Below are 20,759 nucleotides of genomic sequence, written 5' to 3'. Positions count from 1 at the left end.
GGGGCAGACCAATGAGCAGGGGTTTTCTGGAGATCGTCAAGGACCAGCTGGGCGACGGCAACTACAGCGGCGACGAGTTCGGCGGCGCAGCGGGCAGCAGCGGCAGGGGCCTGCCTACCGGACAGGCCGGCAACTTCATGTTCGCCACCGGCATCGAGTGTTCGTATCCCACCATCGAACACGGCAGGGTTCGCCGCGATCAGCTGGAAGAAGGCCATCACTACGGGCGCTGGCAGGAGGACCTGCATCTGGTCAAGGACCTGGGGCTTAAATACCTGCGCTACGGTCTCCCCTATTACCGTGTTCACCAGGGACCCGGCAAGTACGACTGGGAGTTTGCCGACCAGGTGATGGCCGAGATGCGCCGTCTGGACATCACGCCGATTCTCGACCTGATGCATTTCGGGGTACCGGACTGGCTGGGCAACTACCAGAACCCGGAATTGCCGGTCCATTTTGCCGAGTACGCCGAGGCGGTGGCGATGCGCTATCCCTGGGTGCGCTACTACACGCCCGTCAACGAGATGTACGTCACTGCCAAGGCCAGCGCCCAGGACGGCCTGTGGAACGAGCAGCTCAAGTCCGACCGGGGTTTTGTAACCGCCCTCAAGCACGGCGTGGCCGCCAACATTCTGGCCTGCCAGTCGATTGCGCGCGTGCGCTCCGACGCGATTATCGTGCAGGCCGAGAGCGCAGAGTACATGCATGACGCCAGCCCGGAGCCCCGCCGCGAGATCTCGATGCAGAACCACCTGCGGTTTCTGTCACTGGACCTGAACTACGCCGTGGCACCCGATGCGGAAGTCTTGCTGTACCTGATGGACAACGGTCTATCCCGCGAGGAGTACGAGTGGTTCATGGCCGGGGAGCCGCCGGGTCATCAGATCATGGGCAGCGACTATTACGGTCACAACGAAAAGATCATCAAACCCGACGGTGAGATGATCTTCGGCGAGGACGTGTTTGGCTGGTACCAGATCGTCAAGGGCTACCACCAGCGCTACATGAAGCCGGTGTTTCACAGCGAGACCAACGTCGCTGATCTTGAGCTGGCCCCCACTTGGTTGTGGAAGCAGTGGATGAATGTGATGCGGCTGCGTCAGGAGGGAACGCCTGTCGTTGGCTTCACGTGGTACAGCCTGACCGATCAGATCGACTGGGACATTGAGCTGGCCGAGAAGAGGGGCACGGTCAACACCAATGGTCTGTACACCCTGGACCGCAAGCCCAATCCAGTGGCCCACGCCTACCGCGAGCTGCTGGAGAACTTCGGCCAGATTACGGTGTCCCCGAACACCGAGCTGTTTGAAATCACGGATCAGCCGGCGAGGCTGAAGGTTGAAGTGTAGCTGCAGCGTGAACAACACCAGGGCCTGTGGAATGATCCTGTCCTCTTTCCTCTCCTGACATGTGCATGCGTGCGGATGCCCTGGTGCTGTGTGCGCCCCCACATCTGCTCTCGCCTCCTTGCCAACGGGGTTTTTCTGCCAGACACTGAGCCTGGCCCGGTTGCTCGTCACGTGACGAGCAACCGTTTTCCAGCGCCGATTGTCCTCGGTGGCGCGGTAGATTGGGGTTCATGCGGACATTGACACTCTTTAACCACGCCGGAGGGGTCATGAAGTCCAGCTTGACCCGCGATGTGGGCTATACGCTGGCACACTCGGGGTTGCGTGTGCTGCTCGTGGACCTCGATCCGCAGGCCAACCTGACCGACTGGCTGGGCGTCAGCGGCGTGACCCAGGCCCAGACCATCTACAGCACGGCTACGCGCGGCGACCCACTGCCTGCGCCGGCCGAGGTCCACGGCCTGCATCTGATTCCCAGCGACGTGTCGCTGGCCCTGGCCGAGGGGCAGATGATGGGGGTGGTGGGCGCGCACCTGCACCTGCGTCAGGCGCTCGCGGCCCAGGCGGATCGCTACGACGTGGTGTTGATCGACAGTCCGCCCAGCCTGGGTCAGCTGTCGATTCTGGGGGCGCTGGCCGCTGACCACCTGATTGTGCCGGTGCCGACCCGCCAGAAAGGCATGAACGCGCTGGCGGGGCTGTCCGAGGCAATGGCCACCTACCGCAAGCTGCGTCCAGACCTGACCGTGGCGCTGTACGTGCCCACCCTTTACGACTCGCGCCGCTCCCATGACCGCGAGGCGTACGCGGCGCTGCAGGGCCTGCTCTCCCCCATCGCCAGCCCCATCGCAGACCGGGGCGCTGTGTGGAACGACAGTTCCAGCGCGGGGCAACCGGTCGGGGTGTATGCCCCTGGATCACCAGTGCACCGTGACGTCCTGAGGGTCACGGGCGAGATCGCGCGGGCTGTGGGCCTGCAGGTGGAGATTGCTGGCCTGACTCTGGGCGATGCCACACCCGTTCGGGGTGAGGCGTGACCCGCAAAGCCCGTCCGGTGATTGGCTCGCGCCTGAGCGGGCTGGTGCAGGGGGTGGACTCGCTGACCCAGCCTGCCGGAACCACCCTGCCCCTGAGCCAGCTGCAGCCGGGTCAGTTCCAGCCGCGCAGCCACTTCGCGCCGGGGGCCCTGGACGAACTGACGCGCAGCGTCAGGGAGCAGGGCGTCTTGCAGCCTCTTCTGGTTCGTCCTCTGGGGCCGGAACGTTTCGAGATCGTGGCAGGCGAGCGGCGCTGGCGTGCGGCCCAGCAGGCGGGCCTGAGCGAGGTGCCGGTTCTGATCCGCACCCTGAGCGACACCGACGCCCGCATGGCCGCGGCGGTGGAGAACCTGCAGCGAGAGAACCTGAACGTGATTGAGGAGGTGCGGGCGCGGTTGCAGGTGGCTGCCGCCGTGCTGGACTCACCGGAAAGCGAAGCGGTGGCCCGCATGTTCGCTCTGGACCGTCACCCTGACCAGGATCCAGAGCGGGTAGCGGGCCTGGACAGGGCCTTCGGCGCGCTGGGCGGAGAAACCTGGCGCAGCTTTATCCGCAACCGCGCCGCCGTACTCAACCTGCCCGGCGACGTGCAGTCCGCTGTGCGTGAGGGCCTGGACTACCGCAAGGCGCTGGTGATCGGGCGGGTGGCAAACGCAGAGCAGCGTGCAAAGTTGATCACGCAGGCCCGCGAGGGTGCCACGGTTCAGGGGTTGCGCGAGGCAATCAGACCGACGCCGCCCGCCGACGACAACTGGAAGGCGCTGGCCCGGCAATTGGGCGACCAGAAGACCCTGGAGCGTCTGGACGCCCGCAAACGGACCCAGCTGGAAAAGCTGTTGCGGCAGGTGGAGCGTCTGTTGTCGGAATAGGCACGCCTTCAGGAGGCAGCCGACTGTTAAACGGCGCCCTGACCCTACCCTCCACGGGGCTCCCCAGGGCGTTGAACGGGAAGATCCGCCGTCTGGGTTGTTTGCTCGTCACGTGACGAGCAGCGGGCCGGTACCGGCGACACCTGCGTTCCAGACGCTGGCCATTCACAACCAGCGTGCCGCCCAGGATGTCAGGACCTTCCCAGAACGTACTCCTGAAAGGAAGCGTGTTCCGGCGGGCTGCGGTTACTCGTCCTCTTCCGGCGTGGGCCGTCTCAGCCACGCGCTGTCCCCCGGCAACACGGCGTAGTCGCACAGGGCCAGGTACGCGCCGTCTCCCTCGTGCGCGCTGACTCCCAGAACCAGGGTCACCTCGGGTGGCAGCTGACCCAGCACGTAATTCACCGCGCTCTCGGGGGTAAGTTCACGCGGCAGCAGGGTCAGGGTGTCTGCCTGCTTCAGCACACGCAGATCGGCCTGAAACGGGCCGCCATCCAGCCATTCGCGCAGCTCGCGTTCGGCCTGAACCAGCGCCAGCTCCAGCCCGTAGGGGTGTTTGAGTTCCACCATCAGGGGCAGCCCGGAATGCTGGGTCAGCGTGACGTCCAGTTCCAGCTGCGCCAGCTGGCTGATATGTGTGGCGGCCTGAAAAGCCAGCTGCAGCCCGTCTGCCCGCAGTTGCTGTGTTTCCAGGGTCAGGCGTCGCCACGGGACGTCTTCCATGCCGTCAGGACCGATCACCACCGCGCCGTGCCGCAAAATCTGCCAGGACGTGAAGGCAGCCGGAACCGACAGCAGCTCGGCCTCGTCCATGCCGGTTACGGGAATCAGTTCGGCCTGCTGCAGCAGTGCAGAGAGGCCGGCGGCCGTGCGCTCCTGCTCGGCGGTGGGGTCCACGCCGAGCAGGGTGGACTGGGGATTGACAAAGGCGACGATCATGGACGCAGGGTAGAGGAGACGGGCTCCGTCAACCGTGGGGGAAGCCTGCTCGTCACGTGACGAGCAGGCTTCAATCAGTCCTGAAGCGCGCCGCCAGCCCTGATGTGGCGCGTGCAAGCAGGGTCACGTCGGTGCCCACTGCAACGAAGGTGTAGCCCCAGTCCAGATACACCCGGGCCTGGGCCTCGTCGGTGGACAGAATGCCCGCAGCCTTGCCTGCCGCCCGGATGCGTCGCGCAGCGTCCTGAATGGCCTGCTGAACATCGGCGTGGCCCGGCTGGCCCAGCTGCCCGAACGACGCCGCCAGATCTGCCGGGCCGATGAACACGCCGTCCACCCCGTCCACCGCTGCGATCTCGTCGAGCGCCGCCAGTCCGGCCACCGACTCGATCTGCAGCAGCAGGCAGACGCCGTCATCGGCGTGACTGAGGTACGCCGCGTCGCGCCCAAAGCCGCTGGCCCGCGCCAGGGCTGCCCCCACGCCCCTGACGCCGCGCGGCGGGTAACGGGTGGCGGCCACCAGTTCGCGCGCCTGCTCGGGCGTTTCGACCATCGGAATCAGGATGTTGCGCGCACCGATGTCCAAGAGCCGCTTGATCCCCACCGTGTCACCCACTGGCGGGCGCACCAGGGGAACCACCGGGTACGCGGCCAGCGCCTGCAAGCTGGCCAGGGTGCTGCGCAGATCGTTGGGCGCATGTTCGCCGTCGATCAGCAGCCAGTCGAAGCCCGCCCCGGCGCAGACCTCGGCGCTGTAGGGATCGGCCAGCGCCAGCCACAGGCCGCACAGCGTTTCACCGCGGGCCAGGGCCGCCTTAAAGGTATTCTCAGCCATGGGCCGCCCCCCGCGCCTGTCCGGCGAACCGGCACGAGAATGTGCCCAGCGGCCCGTAGTCGAAAGTAAACACGTCGCCGGAAGCGATGTCCACCGGGCGGGTAAACGAGCCGGCCAGCACCAGCTCTCCGGCCTTCAGATGTTCGCCGTGCGGGGCCAGCCGGTTGGCCAGCCACGCAATGCCCTGTGCCGGATGACCCAGCACGCCCGCCGCCACCCCGGTTTCCTCGATTACACCGTTGCGGATGCACAGCGCCGCCGCCCAGCGCAGGTCAATGGCGTCAGGTTTCACGGCGCTGCCTCCCACAATCACCCCGGCATTGGCGGCGTTGTCGCTGATGGTGTCGAACACCCGGCGCGGCTTACCGGTCTGGGCACTGGTCCGCTGGATGCGTGCGTCGATAATCTCGGCGGCCGGGGTCACGTACTCGGTGGCGCGCAGCACGTCGAACACGGTCACCTCCGGTCCTTTCAGGTCCGTCCTGAGCAGGAAGGCCAGTTCCACCTCCACCTTCGGCGCCACGAAGTCCGACAGCGGAATGTCGCCGTTGGGCTCGTAGAACATGCTGGCCAGCAGGGTGCCGTAATCGGGTTCGGTGATCTGCGAGGCCAGCTGCATGGCCCGCGACGTCAGCCCGATCTTGTGGCCACGCACCCGCCCACCGGCCTCCAGTTTGAGCTCCACCCAGGCCCGCTGCACCGCGTAGGCGTCTGCAAAGGTCATGCCCGGATAGCGTTCGGAAAGGGGAGCGATCTGAATGCCGCTGGCTTCAGCCGCCTGCAGTTCGCCGGCCAGCCCGGCGAGAGCTGCTGTGGGAATCACGCGCTCCTCCGCCGTCACGGCCGGCCACCCTTGACATACACCGTAACCGGCAATGGAAAATTGATCATGTAACCTCCGCGTCCAGCGTCGTGGCCTTCCTCCTGCGTGCGGCCCGCCGAATCGGTGGCACGGGCTTTCAGGATGACCGTGCCGGGCTCCTCGGGCGCGTGCCAACTGAACCGCCAGCGCCGCCACACGCCGGCCAGTGGGGCGTCGAGCAGCTCGGCGTCGGCCCAGGTGTGCCCGCCGTCGCTGCTCACCTCCACCCGCGTCACGTCACCTTCGCCGGTCCAGGCCGCGCCGGTCACCTCGTAGATACTTCCCGCCGTCACCGTGGCGTGTGGGGCCGGCCGGGCAATCTGCGCCTTGACCAGCATGGTGGTCACCGGCCGCATCTGCGGCGAGAGCCCGTCTCTTTTCTGCCAGAACGAGTAGTCCACGGTCTGGAAGAACCCCTGGTAGGGGGAATCGGTGACGTGCAGGGTGCGCAGCCATTTGACAGCCGCCATGCCGTACCAGCCCGGCACCACGGCGCGCAGCGGAAACCCATGATCGCGTGTCAGTGGCTGTCCGTTCATGGCGTAGGCCAGCACGACGTCGTCCAGTGCCTTGTCCAGAGGCAGGCTGCGGGCGTAGTGGATGTCGCCGGGGGTGCGGCCCGGATCGGTCAGGGTGCCGCAGTCGGCCCCCTCAAGGACAACCTCCAGCGCGTTGGTTCTCAGCCCTGCACGCTCCAGCACGTCACGCAGCGGCACGCCGGTCCACTCGGGCGTGCCCACCGCCCCCAGGTCCCACTGCACGCCGGGCATGCGGGGCGACAGGTAGATCCGGTTGTTACCCGCACATTCCATCGTGGCGGCGATGGTTCGGGCCGGCATGGATTTCAGCTCTTCAAAGGAGAGTTCCAGCTGTGAGTGCACCAGGCCGCCTATCCGGAGCCGCCACCGCTTTTCGTCCAGTTCAGGTGCGGGAAAATGGCTGCGGACATAGACACCCTCGGTTGGTGTGATGCGCCCGTCCAGTGCGTGAAAGGGCGGCTCGAGATTGGGCGGCTCGGCCTGCCGCACCACAGGTGCAGCAGGAAGGAGTGCTGGGGAACCGGACATAAGGCCTCCTGTGAATGGGATATCAGTTGTCTTCGCCCCATCATAGAGACCTGAGCTGAATCGTTTCACCTGAATGATGAAAGGCCGAAGAGCAACCACGCTCTCCGGGGCTTCAGAACGGACCTGGGACCGTGCCCCGCCGGGTCACCGGCACCCGCACCCTCGTTTTCCATTCAGATCACGTGGATGGGAATGCCGGTGAGTTCCCCGGCCACCGGCGGCACCGTGCCTCCGTCAAAGGCCTCCATCTCGGACGCCTCCTCAAACCAGCTGCGCGGCGTTCTGGCCCCCCACAGCGTCTGGCGGCGCGGGTCGTCGCGCAGCCAGCGGATAGGCTCGAAGTCCGGGTCGACGGTGATGTAGTCGCTGGTGTACAGCTCGATGCGGTGGCCGTCCGGGTCCCGGACATACAGGAAGAAGGCGTTGGACACGCCGTGCCGCCCGGGTCCACGCTCTATGCGCTCGGGCTGCCGCGCGCCCGCGAGAATGTCGCAGGTCCGCAGGATGGACATGGCGTCGGGCATCCAGTAGGCCCAGTGGTGCAGCCGGGGACCGGGGCCATTGGTCAGGGCCAGATCGTGCACGCCGCCGCGACGCTGAATCCAGGCAGCCCAGTAGCGTTCCTGCTCGTCCACGGTGTACTCGGACAGGCGGAAGCCCAGGGTATCCATGTACCAGCGCATGGTCTGTTCCACGTCCGGCACCATCACATTGACGTGGTCGACGCGCTGCAGGCCCGGTCCCCGGTGCAGGTGGAAGTCCTGCAGCAGCCACGGGTACTTCTGGCTGACGTGGTAGAAGGCCACCGGCACACCGAAGGGGTCCTGCATTCGCAGCAGCCGGGGGCGGTCCAACTCCTCCTCCCAGCGGTGGGGGAGACCCTCGCGCTCGGCCAGGGCCACCAGCGCGTCCAGATCGCCCTCACCGTGCACCCGGTAGGCCAGGTGACGCACGGTAGAGGTGCCCTTTTCTTCCAGCTTCAGCGTCCACTCGCGGTCTTCCACGCCGCGCAGGTACAGCGCGCCCGGCTCCTCGTGAAGGACGTTCATGCCCAGCAGATCAACGTAGAACTCGCGGCTGGCCTCCAGATTCTTGACGGTGAAAACGGCGTGGGCGATGCGAATGATGTTCGGCCGACCGGCTTCAGTCATCTGCCGCCACCGCCTCACGTTTGTCCTCGCGCTTCAGGAAGGCCTGGATGCGCTCCACGTAGGGCTGCTTGTCAAACACCTCGTACAGCGCCGAATGCATCCGCACCGGGTCACCGAAGAAGTAGCGCTCGTAGAGCGTTTGCCGCCCGGCGAAGCTGCTCATCGACATGTCCCAGGCCAGCCGGAACAGCTTAAGCCGTTCCTCGGCGGTGGCGCGGCCCGCTTGCAGGTACTTGGCGATCTGCTCACCCAGCGGCCCTTCACGGTCAGCCTTGCTGGGCATCATGATGATGCCAGACGCGCCCAGCAGTTGCAGAAGCTCCGGCAGGCGGGCGTGGTTGGCGGGGTAATAGTTGCGGGCGGCGTCCAGCGGGCCACGTGCCGGGGTCATCACACCGTACCTGTTGGGCTCCGCATCGGCCAGCGCAGCCGCCTCCAGCCCCTTCATAATCTCGAGCATCACGATGATCTCGGCCACCTTGCTCTGAACGTGCTGAAACTGCCCGCTGCCGATGGCGTCCACGATGCTCTGCGCGGTGCCCAGGAAGGCCTCGGTCTTGGCGATCTTGAGGTTGACCACCTGATAGGCCATGTGCAGCACGGCGTCGGTGCCGGCGTAAGCCTTGTTGGCCAGTTCCACGTCGTAGAGCAGGAACACGCGCTCCCACGGCACCAGGACGTCGTCAAAGATCACGAAGGCGTCCTGCTCGTCAAAGCGGCTGCCCAGGGGGTGGTCCTCGGGATCCCGGCCCACGTCGATGGGCTCGCGGCACTGAAAGCTCAGGCCCGGCGTGTTGGTGGGAATGCCGAAGCCCATCGCATAGCGGCTCTTGTCGGCATTTTCCTTCAGCACCGTGGATGGGAACACCAGGATCTCATCGGCAATCGGCAGCGTCGCCATCATCCGCGCGCCGCGCACCACGACCCCCTCCTCGGTTTCCTCCACCACGCCCAGGGCAATGTACGGATCGGGCATCTCGGAGGCCTGCTTGGCACGGTTGACCTGCGGATTGGTCAGGGCGTGGGTCAGGCACAGATCATTGTCACGCACGAATTCGTAGTAGCGGCGCATGTTGGCGGCAAAGTCGCGCCTCTCGCTGCCGGGACGGCTGGCTTCGCACTGGCCGAAGTAGTCCGCCCCCATCCCTGCCGCCATCACGTTGGCGTTCATGTAGTCCGGCGCGCGGCCCAGAAAGCCCAGCGAGTAGTTCGCGCGGATGCGGTGGGCCTCGGCGATGCGCCGCAGGTCTTCTTTGCTGCGCGGCGGCATGAAGCTGATGGCGTGTCGCTCGCCGTTCTCCTCGTAGGTCAGGGCGTCGCGCAGGTCGGGCTGGTGTTGCAGGTCATACAGCCCGGCCAGCGACTGGCACATGTTGCGGGTGGAGGGATGGGTGGTGGGATCGGCGATTCGTTCGCCGTCGATGTAGAGGGTGGGCGGGTGCGTCTGAAGGCGGTCCAGGAACTGCTGTCCGGTGATGGCGGCCATGTTTATTGCTCCTTTCCGGCGTGGCCGGAGGAAACCAGCGCGGGGTTTGGGTTGCGGCGAATCGGCCCACCCCTCACTCGGCCAACCGGCCATCGGCCCGGTCCCGCTCTGGTTGCGGGCTGCCCACGCCCAGCCGCGCCGTCTTATGGGTGCCCAGCGAGATGGCGATGTTCTTCGTCTCCATGTAGAACTCGAAGCTATAGTCGCCGCCGTCGCGCCCGATGCCACTGTTCTTGACGCCGCCGAAGGGCGTGGGCAGGTGACGCACGTTTTCGCTGTTGACCCAGATCATGCCGGCCTCCAGCCCCTGAGCGAAGCGGTGCGCACGGGTAAGGTCATTGGTCCACAGGTACCCGGCCAGCCCGTACTGCACGTCGTTGGCGAGAGACAGCGCCTCGGCCTCATCCACAAAGGAAATGGCGGTCAGCACCGGGCCGAAGATCTCTTCCTGCGCGATACGCATGTCGTTGCGGGCGGCGGTGAACAGGGTAGGGGAGACGAAGTTGCCCTCGTGCCCAACCCGCTCACCCCCCGCGGCAATCGTGGCGCCGTCCTTCTTCGCCTGATCAAAGTAACCCATGACTTTCTCGAAGTGGCGCGGGTGGACCAGCGGACCCACTTCAGTCTCAGGGTCCAGCGGGTCACCCACACGGATGTTCTTCGCGCGTTCGGCAATGCGAGCGGTGAACTCGTCGTAAATGCCTTCTTGAATCAGCACGCGGCTGCTGGACGTGCAGCGCTCGCCGTTGAGGCTGTAGATCATGAAGACCACGGCGTCCAGCGCTTTTTCCAGATCAGCGTCATCGAACACGACGACTGGATTCTTGCCGCCCAGCTCGAAGTGGACGCGCTTAAGGGTGTCGGCCCCCTGCCGCATGATGTGGCTGCCGGTGGTGGTCTCGCCCACGAAGGCCACCGCCTTGATCAGCGGATGCTCGGTCAATGCCCGGCCGGCGCTCTCACCGAAGCCGTGGACCAGGTTGTGGACGCCCTTCGGCAGTCCCGCCTCATCCATAATCTCGGCCAGCAGCGTCGCCGTGACCGGACTCCATTCGGCGGGCTTGTGCACCACCGTGCATCCGGCGGCCAGCGCAGGTGCGATTTTCCAGGTGGACAGCATGAACGGCGTGTTCCACGGGGTAATCACCCCGACCGGGCCCATGGGCTGGCGCAGCGTGTAGTTGATGAAACCGGGCGCGGGCAGGCTCTGGCCGTCCGCTGCCGAGGGTGCGCGGTCCGCGAAGAAGCGGAAATTGTCCGCGCCACGCGCCGCCGCCGATTTCATAAAGCGGATGGCCTGGCCGGTATCGACGCTTTCGAGCACTGCGATCTCCTGGGCGCGTTTCTCGATCAGATCGGCCACCCGGTGCAGAATCTTTTTGCGTTCCTGTCCGCCCACCTCGCGCCACGTTTGAAAGGCGTCGTGGGCGGCGCGGGCGGCCCGGTCGATGTCAGTGGCGTCACCACTGGCGACAGTCGTCAGAACCGAGTTGTCGGCCGGCGAATGCGTCTCGAAGGTCTCGCCGCTGTGCGAGTCGGTCCACTGCCCGCCGATGAAGTGCTGAAGGCCGCCGCTGAGTCTGCGCTCGCGCAGCTGCACGGCCAGGTCGTGGTTGGGATGGGTGGCAGTCCAGGTCATCTTGACTCCTTGAAAGAGGTCCACAGGGGCGTCATCGTCCGTCCCACTCGCCTTCCTTGCTTTCCTTGCCCTGAATGGGTTCGGCGCCCTCGTCCTCCTCGACAATGTCGTTGATCAGCGTGCCCAGCCCCTGAACTTCCAGGGTCATTACGTCGCCGGGGCGCACGTGCGAGATGCCCTTGGGCGTGCCGGTCAGAATCACGTCGTCTTTTTGCAGCGTCATGAAGCGCGAGATATGTTCGATCAGCTCGGGGATGGAAAAGATCATGTCGCGTGTCGACCCTTCCTGGCGCAGGTCGCCGTTGACATGCGCGGTCAGTTTCAGATCGTGTGGATCGGCAATCTCGTCGGCGGTCACGTAATACGGTCCCAGCGGTCCAAAAGTGTCCCAGCCCTTGCCACGCATCGGGGGGCGGAAGGTATTGGTGACGTAGTCGCGCACCACCAGATCGTTGCCGATGGTGTAGCCGCCCACGTAATCCATGGCGTCGGCGGCCTTCACGCGCCGGGCGTCGCGCCCGATGATCACGCCGAGCTCCACTTCGTAATGCATGAACTCCGCGCCGCGAGGGTAGATCACGCTGCCCCGGTGCGGCAGCAGGGTGGTGTTAGGCTTCCAGAATAGCGCGGGTTCCTTGGGTTGCGTCAGGCCCAGCTCTCCGGCGTGGTCGTTGTAGTTCAGCGCCAGGGCGATCACCTTGGGCGGCTCAACGGGCAGCAGGAACTGAACATCGTCGGGAGCGTGCGCGACGCCGGCGGCGTCAATCAGTTTTCCATCCTGCAGGTGGCCGTTCAGGCGGCGGCCTCCTGCGATAAAGCGGGCATTTTTCATGGCGTCTCCACAGAGGTCAGGGCGCGAGAGGTTAAAAGTGGCTGCCCAACAGCATAGGCTGGCGCCCCAGCAAGCTGTTGTCCGAGAGCTGCATTGGCGGCAATATTTTTGTATCTTTAAACAAATGCCCACCCTTGGAGAAGTGCGCCGTCGCCTGGGCCAGCCTGGAGACAACGGCGATTCCCGGTCTTTTCGGGAGCCGGCCGAGGCTGCGCGGCTGTTGCCGGACCAGCCCGCTTCCGAAGTGACAGAGGCGGCCGCGGCCCTTCTGGCCCAGGCGGCGCTGGGGGCAGTGGGCGTGACCACCCTGCTCACGGCCCTGCGCGGCGCGGCCCTGTCGGCGCAGCCGGAGCGGGAACTGGTGCGGCTGGCCGTTCGCTGGACCGGGGGGTTTGCCGAGATCCAGACCAGCTGGGGGGACACGGTTGCGTCAGCGGGCAAACGGTCTGGACAGGCCGCGCTTGTCAAGGAGACGCTGCGGCTGGAGCAGGGTGGGCGTCACGTTGGGGCACTGAGCGTCGCTTTCGCTCCCGAGTGGCGGGGGCTGGGCGAGGTGCTGGCTGAATACGCCCTGCTGGCCCGTCTGCGAACAGCGGCGGCGGGCGCGGCGCGGCGGCGGGTGGGGGAGAGGATGCTCGACGCACTGCTGTCGGGTCAGCCTGGCGAGGGCGGCGGACTGGGTGGGGAGGCCTTTGCGCTGGCGGCGGCCACGCTGCCGCCCACCGTCGCGGATCAGGCGCAGGCGCTGGACCTGCTGGCCGCCGTGGGTGAGGGCTACTTCAGCGAGCGGCGGCTGGTGGGGCACGCCACGGTCCGGGGGGGGCAGGCGGTGTGGCTGTGGACCACCCTGGACCTGGCCCGCGAGGCGCGCGAACTGTACGTGGCGCTGGGCGCCTCGACGGCGCTGGACGTGCGGCTGGGGGTGAGCAGCCGGCATTCCGGCGCCTCGGCCGACACGCCGGTAAGCGTTCAGAACGCCTTCGCGCAGGCGCGGCAGGCTCTGGGGGCCACCCGGCCGGAGCGGGCCTGCACGGTGTTCCACGAAATAGACCCCCTGCACGCCTTGCTCGCAGACGGCAGCCTGACGGTGCTGGCCGCGCAGGTGGGCGCCCAGCTCGCGGCGGTGGGGGACGACGGGCGTACCGTTCAGACGCTGCGGGCGTACCTGGCACACCGGGGACCGCTGTCCACGCTGGCCCGCGCACTGGGCGTCCATCCCAATACCCTGCGCTACCGCCTGCGCCGCGCCGAAGAACTGCTGGGCGGCCGTCTCGATGACCCGGCCCTGCTGGCGCGCCTGTACCTGGCCTTTCACTCCGAATCCGGGCAGGACGCGCAGTTGCTCGTCACGTGACGAGCAGACCGGCGAACCGTTTCCCCCCACCGGGAGGGGTCACTTTGGGGGCCTCCCTCATCTGCTAGCATTCCGGCGTCCTCAACTCACGTTCTGCACTCACGATCTGCTGAGTTCAACTGCCGCATTCAAGACTGGAGGTTCCACCATGAAAACCCGTTTACTGCTGACCGCCCTGCTGGCCTGCTCCTCTCTCTCCTTTGCCGAGATCCGCGTGGGCGTGATTGTGTCGGCCACCGGCCCCGCCGCCAGCCTGGGCATTCCGGAGCGCAACACCGTGGCGCTGATGCCGCAGACCATCGGCGGTCAGAAGATCATCTACACCATCCTGGATGATGCCAGCGACACCACCGCCGCCGTGACCAGCGCCCGCAAGCTGATTCAGGACAACAAGGTGGACATCATCGTGGGGACCACCACCACGCCCGCCTCGCTGGCCATGATCGACGTGGTTTCCGAGGCCAAGGTGCCGATGATCAGCCTGGCCGCCTCCGAGACCATCATCAAGCCGGTGGATGCCAAGCGGCAGTGGGTGTTCAAGACGCCGCAGACCGACGCAATCATGGCCTCCGCGATTGTGCAGCACATGCAGCAGAACAAGATCAAGACGGTGGGATACATCGGCTTTAATGACGCCTACGGCGAGGGCTGGCTGGCCGAACTGAAAAAGAACGCCGCCCAGCGTGGCATCAAGGTGGTGGCCGAGGAGCGCTACGGCCGCAGCGACACCAGCGTGACCGGGCAGGTTCTTAAGGTGCTGGCCGCCAAGCCGGATGCCGTGCTGGTTGGCGCATCCGGGGTGCCTTCGGTGCTGCCGCAGAAGACCCTGGGAGACCGGGGCTACGCGGGCAAGATCTACCAGACCCACGGCGTCGCCAATGCGGACTTCCTGCGGGTGGGCGGCAAGGACGTTGAAGGCGCGATTCTGCCGGCCGGCCCGGTGCTGGTGGCCGATCAGCTGCCCGACACCAACCCCAACAAGAAAGTGGGCCTGAACTACGCCAGCCTGTACGAGGCCAAGTACGGTAAGGACAGCGTTTCGACGTTTGGGGCGCACATGTGGGACGCTGGCCTGCTGATGCAAAAGGCCATTCCAGTGGCCCTCAAAAAAGCCAAACCCGGCACTGCCGAATTCCGCAGCGCCCTGCGTGACGCCCTGGAAGGCACGCGCAACGTGATCGGCGCGCACGGCATCTTCAACCTGTCGGCCACCGATCACCTGGGTCTGGACGCCCGCAGCCGCGTGATGGTCGAGGTCGTGGACGGGAAGTGGAAGCTGATCAAGTGACCGGGTAACGCTTCAGTTGGTCAAGCGGCGCACGCGAGATTCAGTCTCCGTGCGCCGCCCTTTGTGGGCCGCAATGTGGCCAGTAAGTGTGATTTCACCAGAGCGTTCCACGGCTCTGGTGATCTGGGGTCGTACACCGGGGCGAGGCCGGGTGCCGTCCCCTCCACATTCAGAACCTGTGGTTCCTCCGTCCGGAGGCCTGGGAGCTTTCCACCCACTTCAGACGGCGGCCACAGTCACCCTGACAGCGAAACGTGATGAAATCAGTGGAGGCGGCCACCCGTCCAGCCGGGAACGCTCACGGCAACGCCCGGAGCCGTTCGCGGACCAGCGTCTGGTCGTACTGCTGCCAGAAGGTCTGCGGCGTCAGCGCCAGCGCGCTTTCCAGCAGGCCGCGGGCCTCACGCCGCAGCGTGGCAGCCCGCGGGGCGTCGTTTTTTGCCAGCAGCAGCAGACTGTCAGCGTAGCTCAGGCGGAAGAAGACCTCGTTCGGCACCAGCGTGATCGCGCGCTGGTGACAGGCGCGCATGGTGGCCTCGTTCGCGCCGGTGGCCAGTTTGACCAGGGCGCCCAGGCCCAGCGCCTGGGCGTGCCAGGTGCCCAGACCCATCCAGGCGCGCGCCTGCGCGGGGTCGAGTTCCACGGCCTGCTGGAACAGCGTCCTGATTTCCAGCCCCGTGCGGGCGGCCTGTACCGCCCCCGCCCCCTGAAGCTGCAGCCCCAGGGCGTTCGCCAGTTCCACGTGGGCCTCGGCGGACCGCGTGTCGGCCGCGAGGGCCGCCCGCGCGGCCGACTCGGCCGCGGCATACAGTTTGTGCCTTTCGTCCCCGCTGCTGATGAACAACGATTGCCCCACGTAGGCGCGGGAGAGCAGGCTCAGGCCCGGCGCGTCCCGGCTGCCTCGCAGCAGACGCACCGCGACGTCGGGTTGTCCCTTCATCAGGGCGGCCAGCGCGTCGTCTGCCGGCGCGGCCAGGCTGACCGCACCCAGCCACACGGCGATCAGCAACGGACGAAGGGCTCTAGTTCTGGGCATGGGGGGTCTCCAGGTGGTGGGCCAGCCGCGTGACGACGTACCGGGCGTCCGGTCCCGCCGCACGGATGGTCCCGGACGCCACAGTGCGCTGACCGGGCAGGCCGACGAAATATAACCCGCGGTGTGTGGCGCTTACCCCCAGCCGCTGCTGCGGCTGGCCGCGCCGGCCAAGGGCCGCGTGCGGCAGATAGCTGCCGTCCCAGCGGTACCCAGTGGCGTAGATCACGCTGTCGACGGCTTCCTGCTGCCCGTCCGGCCAGCGGACGCCCGTGGGCGTAAAGGCCGTAAACAGGGAACGCAGGTCCGGATTCCCGCTGTCCAGCGCCGCACGCAGGCCTGGCACGGCGATCACGGGCTGCGCGTCCGGCACGCGTCCGAACACGCCGAGGGGAAGCTGCTCGACGCCGGACCACGCCAGCCAGTCGGTCAGGTCCTGCCCCAGCGGACGTTGCGGGAAGAGCTGCGGCGGTCGGCGCGAGGCCAGCGTCACCCGCGCGGCCTGGCCCAGCTCGGCGGCGATCTGTGCCGCAGAATTGCCGGCTCCCACGACAATCACGCGCTGTCCGGCGAAGGGCGCGGGCCGACGGTACTGCGACGAGTGCAGCGTCTGTCCCCCGAAGGCGTTCGCTCCCGGCAGATCCGGCCAGTTCGGCTGCCTGAAAGTTCCCGAGGCGCACACCACAGCCCGCGCGCGCCAGACCCGTCCGTCCGCCGCCTTGACATCGAACCCGCCACCGTGCGGCCTGACCTGGACCACCTGCGCTTCCCGGGCCACCGGAAAGCCGAAGTGGGCGGCGTAGGTCTGCAGGTAGGCAATCGTTTCAGCGCGCGTGGGGTAGTGGTCCGGGTCACCGCCAAACGGCAGACCCGGCAGCGCGGAATGCCGGGCGGGTGTGAACAGCGTCAGACTGTCGTAGTAGCTGGGCCAGGCGCCGCTGGCCGTGTCGCCCGCCTCCAGTACGGTGAAGCTCAGCCCGCGCCGCTGCAGCCAGTATGCCGTCGCCAGCCCCGCCGTCCCGGCCCCGATCACCACGGCGTCCAGCAGGGCGTTTATTCTGGAGCCTTCCATTCAGGCGCGGCTGCCCTGTGGACGAGTGGCCGAAGGCCCCGGAGCTTGGGTGTGGTCTCCAGCCCGGCCCGGGCGGCGTCTGCCAAAAGCCGGGCTGTCTACCAGTAGCCCCAGGTAGGTTTGCCGCACCGCCTCGCCGAAGGTGGGGTACGGCACCGGGAGCAGCGCCAGTTTCGCAGGATGAACGTTCAGTCTGGAAGGCAGGCTGAGCATCTGGATCAGCTCTCCGGCGCGGCTGCCCACCACCTGCGCGCCCACCACCCTGAGCCCCACGGGTGAGCCCAGCAGGCCCTTGAGGGCGACGAGCTTGACGAAGCCCCGGTGGTCGGCCGAGGCCGCTCCTTCGGTGCGGGCTCGGTCCAGATGCGAAAAGCCGTAATCCACCACCACCACCCGCCCACCGTGCTGCTTCACGGCCTGCGCCTCGGTCAAGCCCCAGTGGGCGATCTCGGGTTCGGTGTAGGTGACCCAGGGAATGTCCTCCACCCGCGCGGCGGGGGCGCGCAGGGCAGCCAGGCCCTTGCCCCACCACGCCAGCGTGCCCAGCCCGGCCAGCGTGCCGCGCTCGGTGGCCCCGTGCGTGAACATCGGCCCGCCTACCACGTCGCCTGCCCCCCACAGGTACGGGCAGGAAATGGACTGCATGTTGGCCCTGACCTTCAAGCCCTTGCGGTCAAAGTCGGCACCGATCACCTCAAGGCCCAGGCCCTTCACACGCGGCGCCTTGCCCACCGCAACAAGCAGGTGTGTGCCCTCCAACGCCTGCCCACCTTCGAGCTGCAACCTCACCCCGGTCTCCGTGCGCGCCGCCTGCAGCGTGTCAGCGTTCAGGTGGACGGTCACGCCGTCTTCCCGCAGGGTTTGCAGCAGCGCCGCTGACGCCTCGGGCTCGTCCCGGTCGATCAGGCGGGGGCCGCGCTGCACCAGCGTTACGCGGCTGCCCAGCCGCGCAAAGGCCTGGGACAGTTCGCAGCCGATCGGGCCGCCGCCCAGCACCAGCAGGTGCGCGGGGCGCTCTGGCACGTCGAAAATAGTCTCGTGGGTCAGGAACGGCACTGTGCCGAGCCCATCAATGTCCGGCACGATTGCCTGCGCGCCCGTCGCCAGCACGAATTTCTCGGCCATGACGGTGCGGGTCTGGCCGTTCCGCGTAACCTCCAGCACATGCGGCGACACGAACGCCGCCTGACCGCCCACCACCTGCACGCCGCGCGCCTCAATGGACCCGGGCGAGTCGACATCCTCGAAGCTGTCGATCACCTGACGCAGCTGCGCGCGGACGGTGCTCCAGTCGGGCCCGCCGTCCACGGTCAGCCCCAGCGCGGCGCTCTGGCGGGCGGTATGCACCGTTCGGGCCAGCGCCAGCAGCGTCTTGGACGGAACGCAGCCGGTAAAGGTGCACTCGCCGCCGGTGCGTTCACGTTCGATCAGCACGACGCGCTTGCCGCCAGCCGCCGCCAGCAGGGCGGCCGTCAGACCGCCGGAGCCCGCGCCGATCACGGCCACGTCGGCTTTCAGGGGCGTGTGGCCCGTGTCGGGCGGAACAGCCCAGCTGTAGTTTTGGGCGGTGGGTGGAGAGGGATCAGGTTGAAGTGTCATGGTGCCTCCTGCCCTTGGTGTGTCCGCTGCGTCGCCGGGTAGCGGTCCAAGGGGATGTTGGTCCAAGGGGATGTTCCTTTCCGGTACGTGTTTGGGACGCTCAGGGTTCAATCCGGGGGCGCCCGGCACTGCCCCGGTCCACCTGGAAAATCTCGTTGAGTGGCTTGCGGGTCAGCCTCGGAACGGTGGCGTCCGGGGCCGGGTAGCCCACCGGCATGACCACCAGCGCCTCCTCGTTGCTGGGACGGCCCAGCAGTTCGGCCAGGAAGCCCATCGGGTTGGGCGTGTGGGTCAGGGTGACCAGTCCGGCGTGGTGCACGGCGGCAATCAGCAGGCCCACGGCAATCGACGCGCTTTCCACCGTGTAGTAGTTCTTAATCCGCGTGCCGTCCGCGCCCACGCCGTATTTCTCGCGGAACACGACGATCACCCACGGCGCGTCGGTCAGGTGCTCTTTGATGTGATCGGTGCCCAGCGGAGCCAGGGCCGCGCGCCACTCTGCGGGCATGCGCTGGGTGTAGGTTTTGTATTCCTCGGCCTCCACCGCTTCTCGCAGCCGCGCCTTGAGGCCCCCGTCCTGAACGGCCACGAAGCGCCAGGGCTGACGGTGCGCGCCGCTGGGAGCGGTTCCTGCGGTCCGCACGGCCCATTCGATCACCGCCTGGGGGACCGGATCACGGCTGAACTGCCGGGTGGTGCGCCGGGCGTTCATTTCCGAGTAAAAGGCCTGGGCCCGCGCCAACGTGTCCTGCGGCGACAGGCGAAGGAATTCAAGCGGATCGAATTCCGGTGCGGGGTGGCCAGGGCCAACCCCGGCCGGTGGAGGCAAATTGGGAATCATGACCCATGATAGGAGAGCGCCCGGCTGGGCGGCGCCTGGCCGCCCACCTTGGGCCGGCCTCTGGCCTCAGGAGCTCAGCCCAGCAGCTCCAGCGCCAGCGGCAGCAGGTCGTCCGGCGCATTGAAGTGATGGCGGTCCGGCAGCTGCCGCACGCTGCTGGCCACCCCCGGCCAGGCGCTGGGCAGCTGTTGCGATTGCCACAAGAAGGCCCGCGATTCCTCGGCGCCCACGGCAACGATGAACGGCGCGGCGCTCGTCGGCGACACAAACGCAGGACTCAGGGCGCGGGCCTCCGCTTCCGAGAGTTGAAGCGCCGGCTGCAATTCGGTGCGGCGCAGCGGTCCCAGATCGTACAGGCCGCTGATGCCCAGACCGCCGGTCAGCCTGACTGGGGAGAGGCCCCCGGCCGCCCAGTCGGTGGCGTGCACCATCGCAGCCAGGTGCGCCCCGGCCGAATGGCCAGCCACGATCAGCGGCCCTGGGAACTGCGCGGCCACGGCCGCCGTGGCCTGGCGTGCCTGACCGACAATCTGGGCCAGGGACACGTGCGGCGTCAGATCGTAGCTCATCACCGCCACGCGGATCCCCGCCGCCACCAGCGGCGGGGCCAGGTACGAGAAGGTGTCTTTGTAGAAGGCCTGCCAGTACCCGCCGTGAATGAACAGCAGCGTGGCCCGCGCCCGGACCTGTGGCGTGAAGACGTCGAGCCGCTTGTGTTCGCCCGCGCCGTAGGCCAGTTCAGTGGGCGGGCAGTTCACGCGCGCCAGGGCGCTGTTGCGCTGCCACGCTTCCACCATGGCGTCCGCGTCCGGCACGCGGCGGCTGGGCATGTATTCGTCGTTGAGGGCCGCGTCGAACAGGTTTTCGGGTGGGGTCACAGGTCACAGGCTCCAGGGTGAAGGGGGCGGGATCCGGGCTGCCCTGCGCCGGGGCGCGGGCCTGTCCCGTTCCCGGTACTCTAGAGTCGCTGCAGGTGGAAAGACAGATCGCGGCGCCGGAGGTCAGCTTATGGACGAATCACAGGACATGCAAACGCTCTTAACGCTGACCAGCAACTGGCAGGGCGGTGACGTGGGCCGCACCGAGCTGGTCTCGGCCCTGCGGCAGGTGGGCGACAGTTCCGGTGAGCTGATTCGCAGCCTGATCACGCAGCTCAGCCACGGGGCCAAGCAGGCCGGGCACAGCGAGGAACACCCCGAAAACACCGACGCCTGGCGCCAGGAATTGATGGCCTGCCGCGCCCGCTCGTGGCCGTACCCCCACAGCGCGGGGCTGCTGGTGGGGCCGCATGTGCTGATCCTGACCGACGGTGAACAGGGGGTGCTGCTGCGCGCAGGCCGCCTGCGGGTCCTGGCCCCCAGCGTCAGCGCCTCGCTACTGCTGCTGTGCCAGACCATCGTGATGGCCCAGCACTCGCTGGACGGCAAGATCGTGGGGCAGGCCAGAACCCAGCGCATCGAGTCGGCCTCCACCTCGCTGTCTGAGATCGACCCGATCCGGTAACCG

19 protein-coding genes are annotated in these 20,759 nt (G+C 67.1%); 6 read left to right on the top strand and 13 right to left on the bottom strand.

What is annotated here, in order from left to right:
• Nucleotides 1–11: 11 nt before the first annotated feature.
• The 3 genes from IEY31_RS13355 (at nucleotide 12) to IEY31_RS13345 (ending at nucleotide 3,255) form a co-directional block, all read left to right on the top strand.
• Entirely contained in the window at nucleotides 12–1,349 is a 1,338-nt protein-coding gene (locus IEY31_RS13355; protein WP_188972814.1) for a family 1 glycosylhydrolase, read from the top strand.
• 230 nt (nucleotides 1,350–1,579) lie between these two features.
• A complete protein-coding gene (locus tag IEY31_RS13350; protein ID WP_188972812.1) occupies nucleotides 1,580–2,386 on the top strand; it encodes a ParA family protein in 807 nt (268 codons plus the stop codon).
• Entirely contained in the window at nucleotides 2,383–3,255 is an 873-nt protein-coding gene (locus tag IEY31_RS13345; RefSeq protein WP_188972810.1) for a ParB/RepB/Spo0J family partition protein, read from the top strand. The genes IEY31_RS13350 and IEY31_RS13345 overlap by 4 nt, the downstream gene beginning before the upstream one ends.
• Before the next feature lie 246 nt (nucleotides 3,256–3,501).
• Here IEY31_RS13345 and IEY31_RS13340 read toward each other — a convergent pair whose 3' ends face one another.
• From IEY31_RS13340 to IEY31_RS13305, 8 genes are all read right to left on the bottom strand, one after another.
• Nucleotides 3,502–4,194: an HAD family hydrolase gene (locus tag IEY31_RS13340; protein ID WP_188972808.1), complete on the bottom strand. Its 693-nt coding sequence runs from the start codon at nucleotides 4,192–4,194 to the stop codon at nucleotides 3,502–3,504.
• 70 nt (nucleotides 4,195–4,264) lie between these two features.
• Nucleotides 4,265–5,029, bottom strand: coding sequence for a 4-hydroxy-2-oxoheptanedioate aldolase (hpaI, locus tag IEY31_RS13335; RefSeq protein WP_188972805.1), 765 nt, complete (start codon nucleotides 5,027–5,029; stop codon nucleotides 4,265–4,267).
• Nucleotides 5,022–5,852, bottom strand: coding sequence for a 2-oxo-hept-4-ene-1,7-dioate hydratase (gene hpaH, locus IEY31_RS13330; RefSeq protein WP_229723602.1), 831 nt, complete (start codon nucleotides 5,850–5,852; stop codon nucleotides 5,022–5,024). Before hpaH ends, hpaI begins: the two co-directional genes overlap by 8 nt.
• 14 nt (nucleotides 5,853–5,866) lie before the next feature.
• Nucleotides 5,867–6,958 (bottom strand): sulfite oxidase, encoded by a 1,092-nt coding sequence (locus IEY31_RS13325; protein WP_188972800.1) that lies wholly within the window; start codon nucleotides 6,956–6,958, stop codon nucleotides 5,867–5,869.
• A gap of 173 nt (nucleotides 6,959–7,131) precedes the next feature.
• A complete protein-coding gene (hpaD, locus tag IEY31_RS13320) occupies nucleotides 7,132–8,109 on the bottom strand; it encodes a 3,4-dihydroxyphenylacetate 2,3-dioxygenase (RefSeq protein ID WP_188972798.1) in 978 nt (325 codons plus the stop codon).
• Nucleotides 8,102–9,595, bottom strand: coding sequence for a 4-hydroxyphenylacetate 3-monooxygenase, oxygenase component (hpaB, locus tag IEY31_RS13315; protein WP_188972796.1), 1,494 nt, complete (start codon nucleotides 9,593–9,595; stop codon nucleotides 8,102–8,104). The genes hpaD and hpaB overlap by 8 nt, the downstream gene beginning before the upstream one ends.
• Nucleotides 9,596–9,668: 73 nt before the next feature.
• The gene (gene hpaE, locus IEY31_RS13310) at nucleotides 9,669–11,234 is read right to left on the bottom strand and encodes a 5-carboxymethyl-2-hydroxymuconate semialdehyde dehydrogenase (RefSeq protein ID WP_188972794.1); all 1,566 of its coding nucleotides are present in this window, start codon (nucleotides 11,232–11,234) and stop codon (nucleotides 9,669–9,671) included.
• Nucleotides 11,235–11,265: 31 nt separating this feature from the next.
• Nucleotides 11,266–12,066 carry a fumarylacetoacetate hydrolase family protein gene (locus tag IEY31_RS13305; protein ID WP_188972792.1) on the bottom strand — a complete coding sequence of 267 codons (801 nt, stop codon included), beginning with the start codon at nucleotides 12,064–12,066 and terminating at the stop codon, nucleotides 11,266–11,268.
• Nucleotides 12,067–12,190: 124 nt separating this feature from the next.
• Here IEY31_RS13305 and IEY31_RS13300 point away from each other — a divergent pair, with 124 nt between their 5' ends.
• Both IEY31_RS13300 and IEY31_RS13295 read left to right on the top strand, forming a co-directional pair.
• Nucleotides 12,191–13,420 (top strand): PucR family transcriptional regulator, encoded by a 1,230-nt coding sequence (locus IEY31_RS13300; protein WP_188972790.1) that lies wholly within the window; start codon nucleotides 12,191–12,193, stop codon nucleotides 13,418–13,420.
• 148 nt (nucleotides 13,421–13,568) lie between these two features.
• Nucleotides 13,569–14,708: an ABC transporter substrate-binding protein gene (locus IEY31_RS13295; protein ID WP_188972788.1), complete on the top strand. Its 1,140-nt coding sequence runs from the start codon at nucleotides 13,569–13,571 to the stop codon at nucleotides 14,706–14,708.
• A gap of 298 nt (nucleotides 14,709–15,006) precedes the next feature.
• Here IEY31_RS13295 and IEY31_RS13290 read toward each other — a convergent pair whose 3' ends face one another.
• From IEY31_RS13290 to IEY31_RS13270, 5 genes are all read right to left on the bottom strand, one after another.
• Nucleotides 15,007–15,744, bottom strand: coding sequence for a hypothetical protein (locus tag IEY31_RS13290; RefSeq protein ID WP_188972786.1), 738 nt, complete (start codon nucleotides 15,742–15,744; stop codon nucleotides 15,007–15,009).
• The gene (locus IEY31_RS13285; RefSeq protein WP_188972784.1) at nucleotides 15,731–16,813 is read right to left on the bottom strand and encodes a flavin-containing monooxygenase; all 1,083 of its coding nucleotides are present in this window, start codon (nucleotides 16,811–16,813) and stop codon (nucleotides 15,731–15,733) included. Before IEY31_RS13285 ends, IEY31_RS13290 begins: the two co-directional genes overlap by 14 nt.
• On the bottom strand, nucleotides 16,814–18,412 hold the full coding sequence (locus IEY31_RS13280) for a dihydrolipoyl dehydrogenase family protein (protein WP_188972782.1): 1,599 nt from the start codon (nucleotides 18,410–18,412) through the stop codon (nucleotides 16,814–16,816).
• A 100-nt stretch (nucleotides 18,413–18,512) separates the two neighbouring features.
• The gene (locus IEY31_RS13275; RefSeq protein ID WP_188972780.1) at nucleotides 18,513–19,253 is read right to left on the bottom strand and encodes a nitroreductase family protein; all 741 of its coding nucleotides are present in this window, start codon (nucleotides 19,251–19,253) and stop codon (nucleotides 18,513–18,515) included.
• 74 nt (nucleotides 19,254–19,327) lie between these two features.
• Nucleotides 19,328–20,131 carry an alpha/beta hydrolase gene (locus IEY31_RS13270; RefSeq protein ID WP_229723600.1) on the bottom strand — a complete coding sequence of 268 codons (804 nt, stop codon included), beginning with the start codon at nucleotides 20,129–20,131 and terminating at the stop codon, nucleotides 19,328–19,330.
• A 130-nt stretch (nucleotides 20,132–20,261) separates the two neighbouring features.
• On the opposite strand from IEY31_RS13270, the gene IEY31_RS13265 reads away from it, so the two are divergent.
• Complete coding sequence (locus IEY31_RS13265) at nucleotides 20,262–20,756, top strand: hypothetical protein (protein ID WP_188972778.1); 495 nt, start codon at nucleotides 20,262–20,264, stop codon at nucleotides 20,754–20,756.
• Nucleotides 20,757–20,759: the final 3 nt, after the last annotated feature.

The sequence above is a fragment of the Deinococcus aerolatus genome (assembly GCF_014647055.1).
GTDB lineage: Bacteria > Deinococcota > Deinococci > Deinococcales > Deinococcaceae > Deinococcus > Deinococcus aerolatus.
This window is presented reverse-complemented; position numbering and strand designations above follow the sequence as displayed.

What these genes read in the sequence shown, in the direction of transcription:
- IEY31_RS13355 (WP_188972814.1), top strand. Translation starts at nt 12, where the DNA reads ATGAGCAGGGGTTTTCTGGAGATCGTCAAGGACCAGCTGGGCGACGGC.
- IEY31_RS13350 (WP_188972812.1), top strand. Translation starts at nt 1,580, where the DNA reads ATGCGGACATTGACACTCTTTAACCACGCCGGAGGGGTCATGAAGTCC.
- IEY31_RS13340 (WP_188972808.1), bottom strand. Translation starts at nt 4,194, where the DNA reads ATGATCGTCGCCTTTGTCAATCCCCAGTCCACCCTGCTCGGCGTGGAC.
- hpaI (WP_188972805.1), bottom strand. Translation starts at nt 5,029, where the DNA reads ATGGCTGAGAATACCTTTAAGGCGGCCCTGGCCCGCGGTGAAACGCTG.
- IEY31_RS13325 (WP_188972800.1), bottom strand. Translation starts at nt 6,958, where the DNA reads ATGTCCGGTTCCCCAGCACTCCTTCCTGCTGCACCTGTGGTGCGGCAG.
- hpaD (WP_188972798.1), bottom strand. Translation starts at nt 8,109, where the DNA reads ATGACTGAAGCCGGTCGGCCGAACATCATTCGCATCGCCCACGCCGTT.
- hpaB (WP_188972796.1), bottom strand. Translation starts at nt 9,595, where the DNA reads ATGGCCGCCATCACCGGACAGCAGTTCCTGGACCGCCTTCAGACGCAC.
- hpaE (WP_188972794.1), bottom strand. Translation starts at nt 11,234, where the DNA reads ATGACCTGGACTGCCACCCATCCCAACCACGACCTGGCCGTGCAGCTG.
- IEY31_RS13305 (WP_188972792.1), bottom strand. Translation starts at nt 12,066, where the DNA reads ATGAAAAATGCCCGCTTTATCGCAGGAGGCCGCCGCCTGAACGGCCAC.
- IEY31_RS13300 (WP_188972790.1), top strand. Translation starts at nt 12,191, where the DNA reads ATGCCCACCCTTGGAGAAGTGCGCCGTCGCCTGGGCCAGCCTGGAGAC.
- IEY31_RS13295 (WP_188972788.1), top strand. Translation starts at nt 13,569, where the DNA reads ATGAAAACCCGTTTACTGCTGACCGCCCTGCTGGCCTGCTCCTCTCTC.
- IEY31_RS13290 (WP_188972786.1), bottom strand. Translation starts at nt 15,744, where the DNA reads ATGCCCAGAACTAGAGCCCTTCGTCCGTTGCTGATCGCCGTGTGGCTG.
- IEY31_RS13285 (WP_188972784.1), bottom strand. Translation starts at nt 16,813, where the DNA reads ATGGAAGGCTCCAGAATAAACGCCCTGCTGGACGCCGTGGTGATCGGG.
- IEY31_RS13280 (WP_188972782.1), bottom strand. Translation starts at nt 18,412, where the DNA reads ATGACACTTCAACCTGATCCCTCTCCACCCACCGCCCAAAACTACAGC.
- IEY31_RS13275 (WP_188972780.1), bottom strand. Translation starts at nt 19,253, where the DNA reads ATGATTCCCAATTTGCCTCCACCGGCCGGGGTTGGCCCTGGCCACCCC.
- IEY31_RS13265 (WP_188972778.1), top strand. Translation starts at nt 20,262, where the DNA reads ATGGACGAATCACAGGACATGCAAACGCTCTTAACGCTGACCAGCAAC.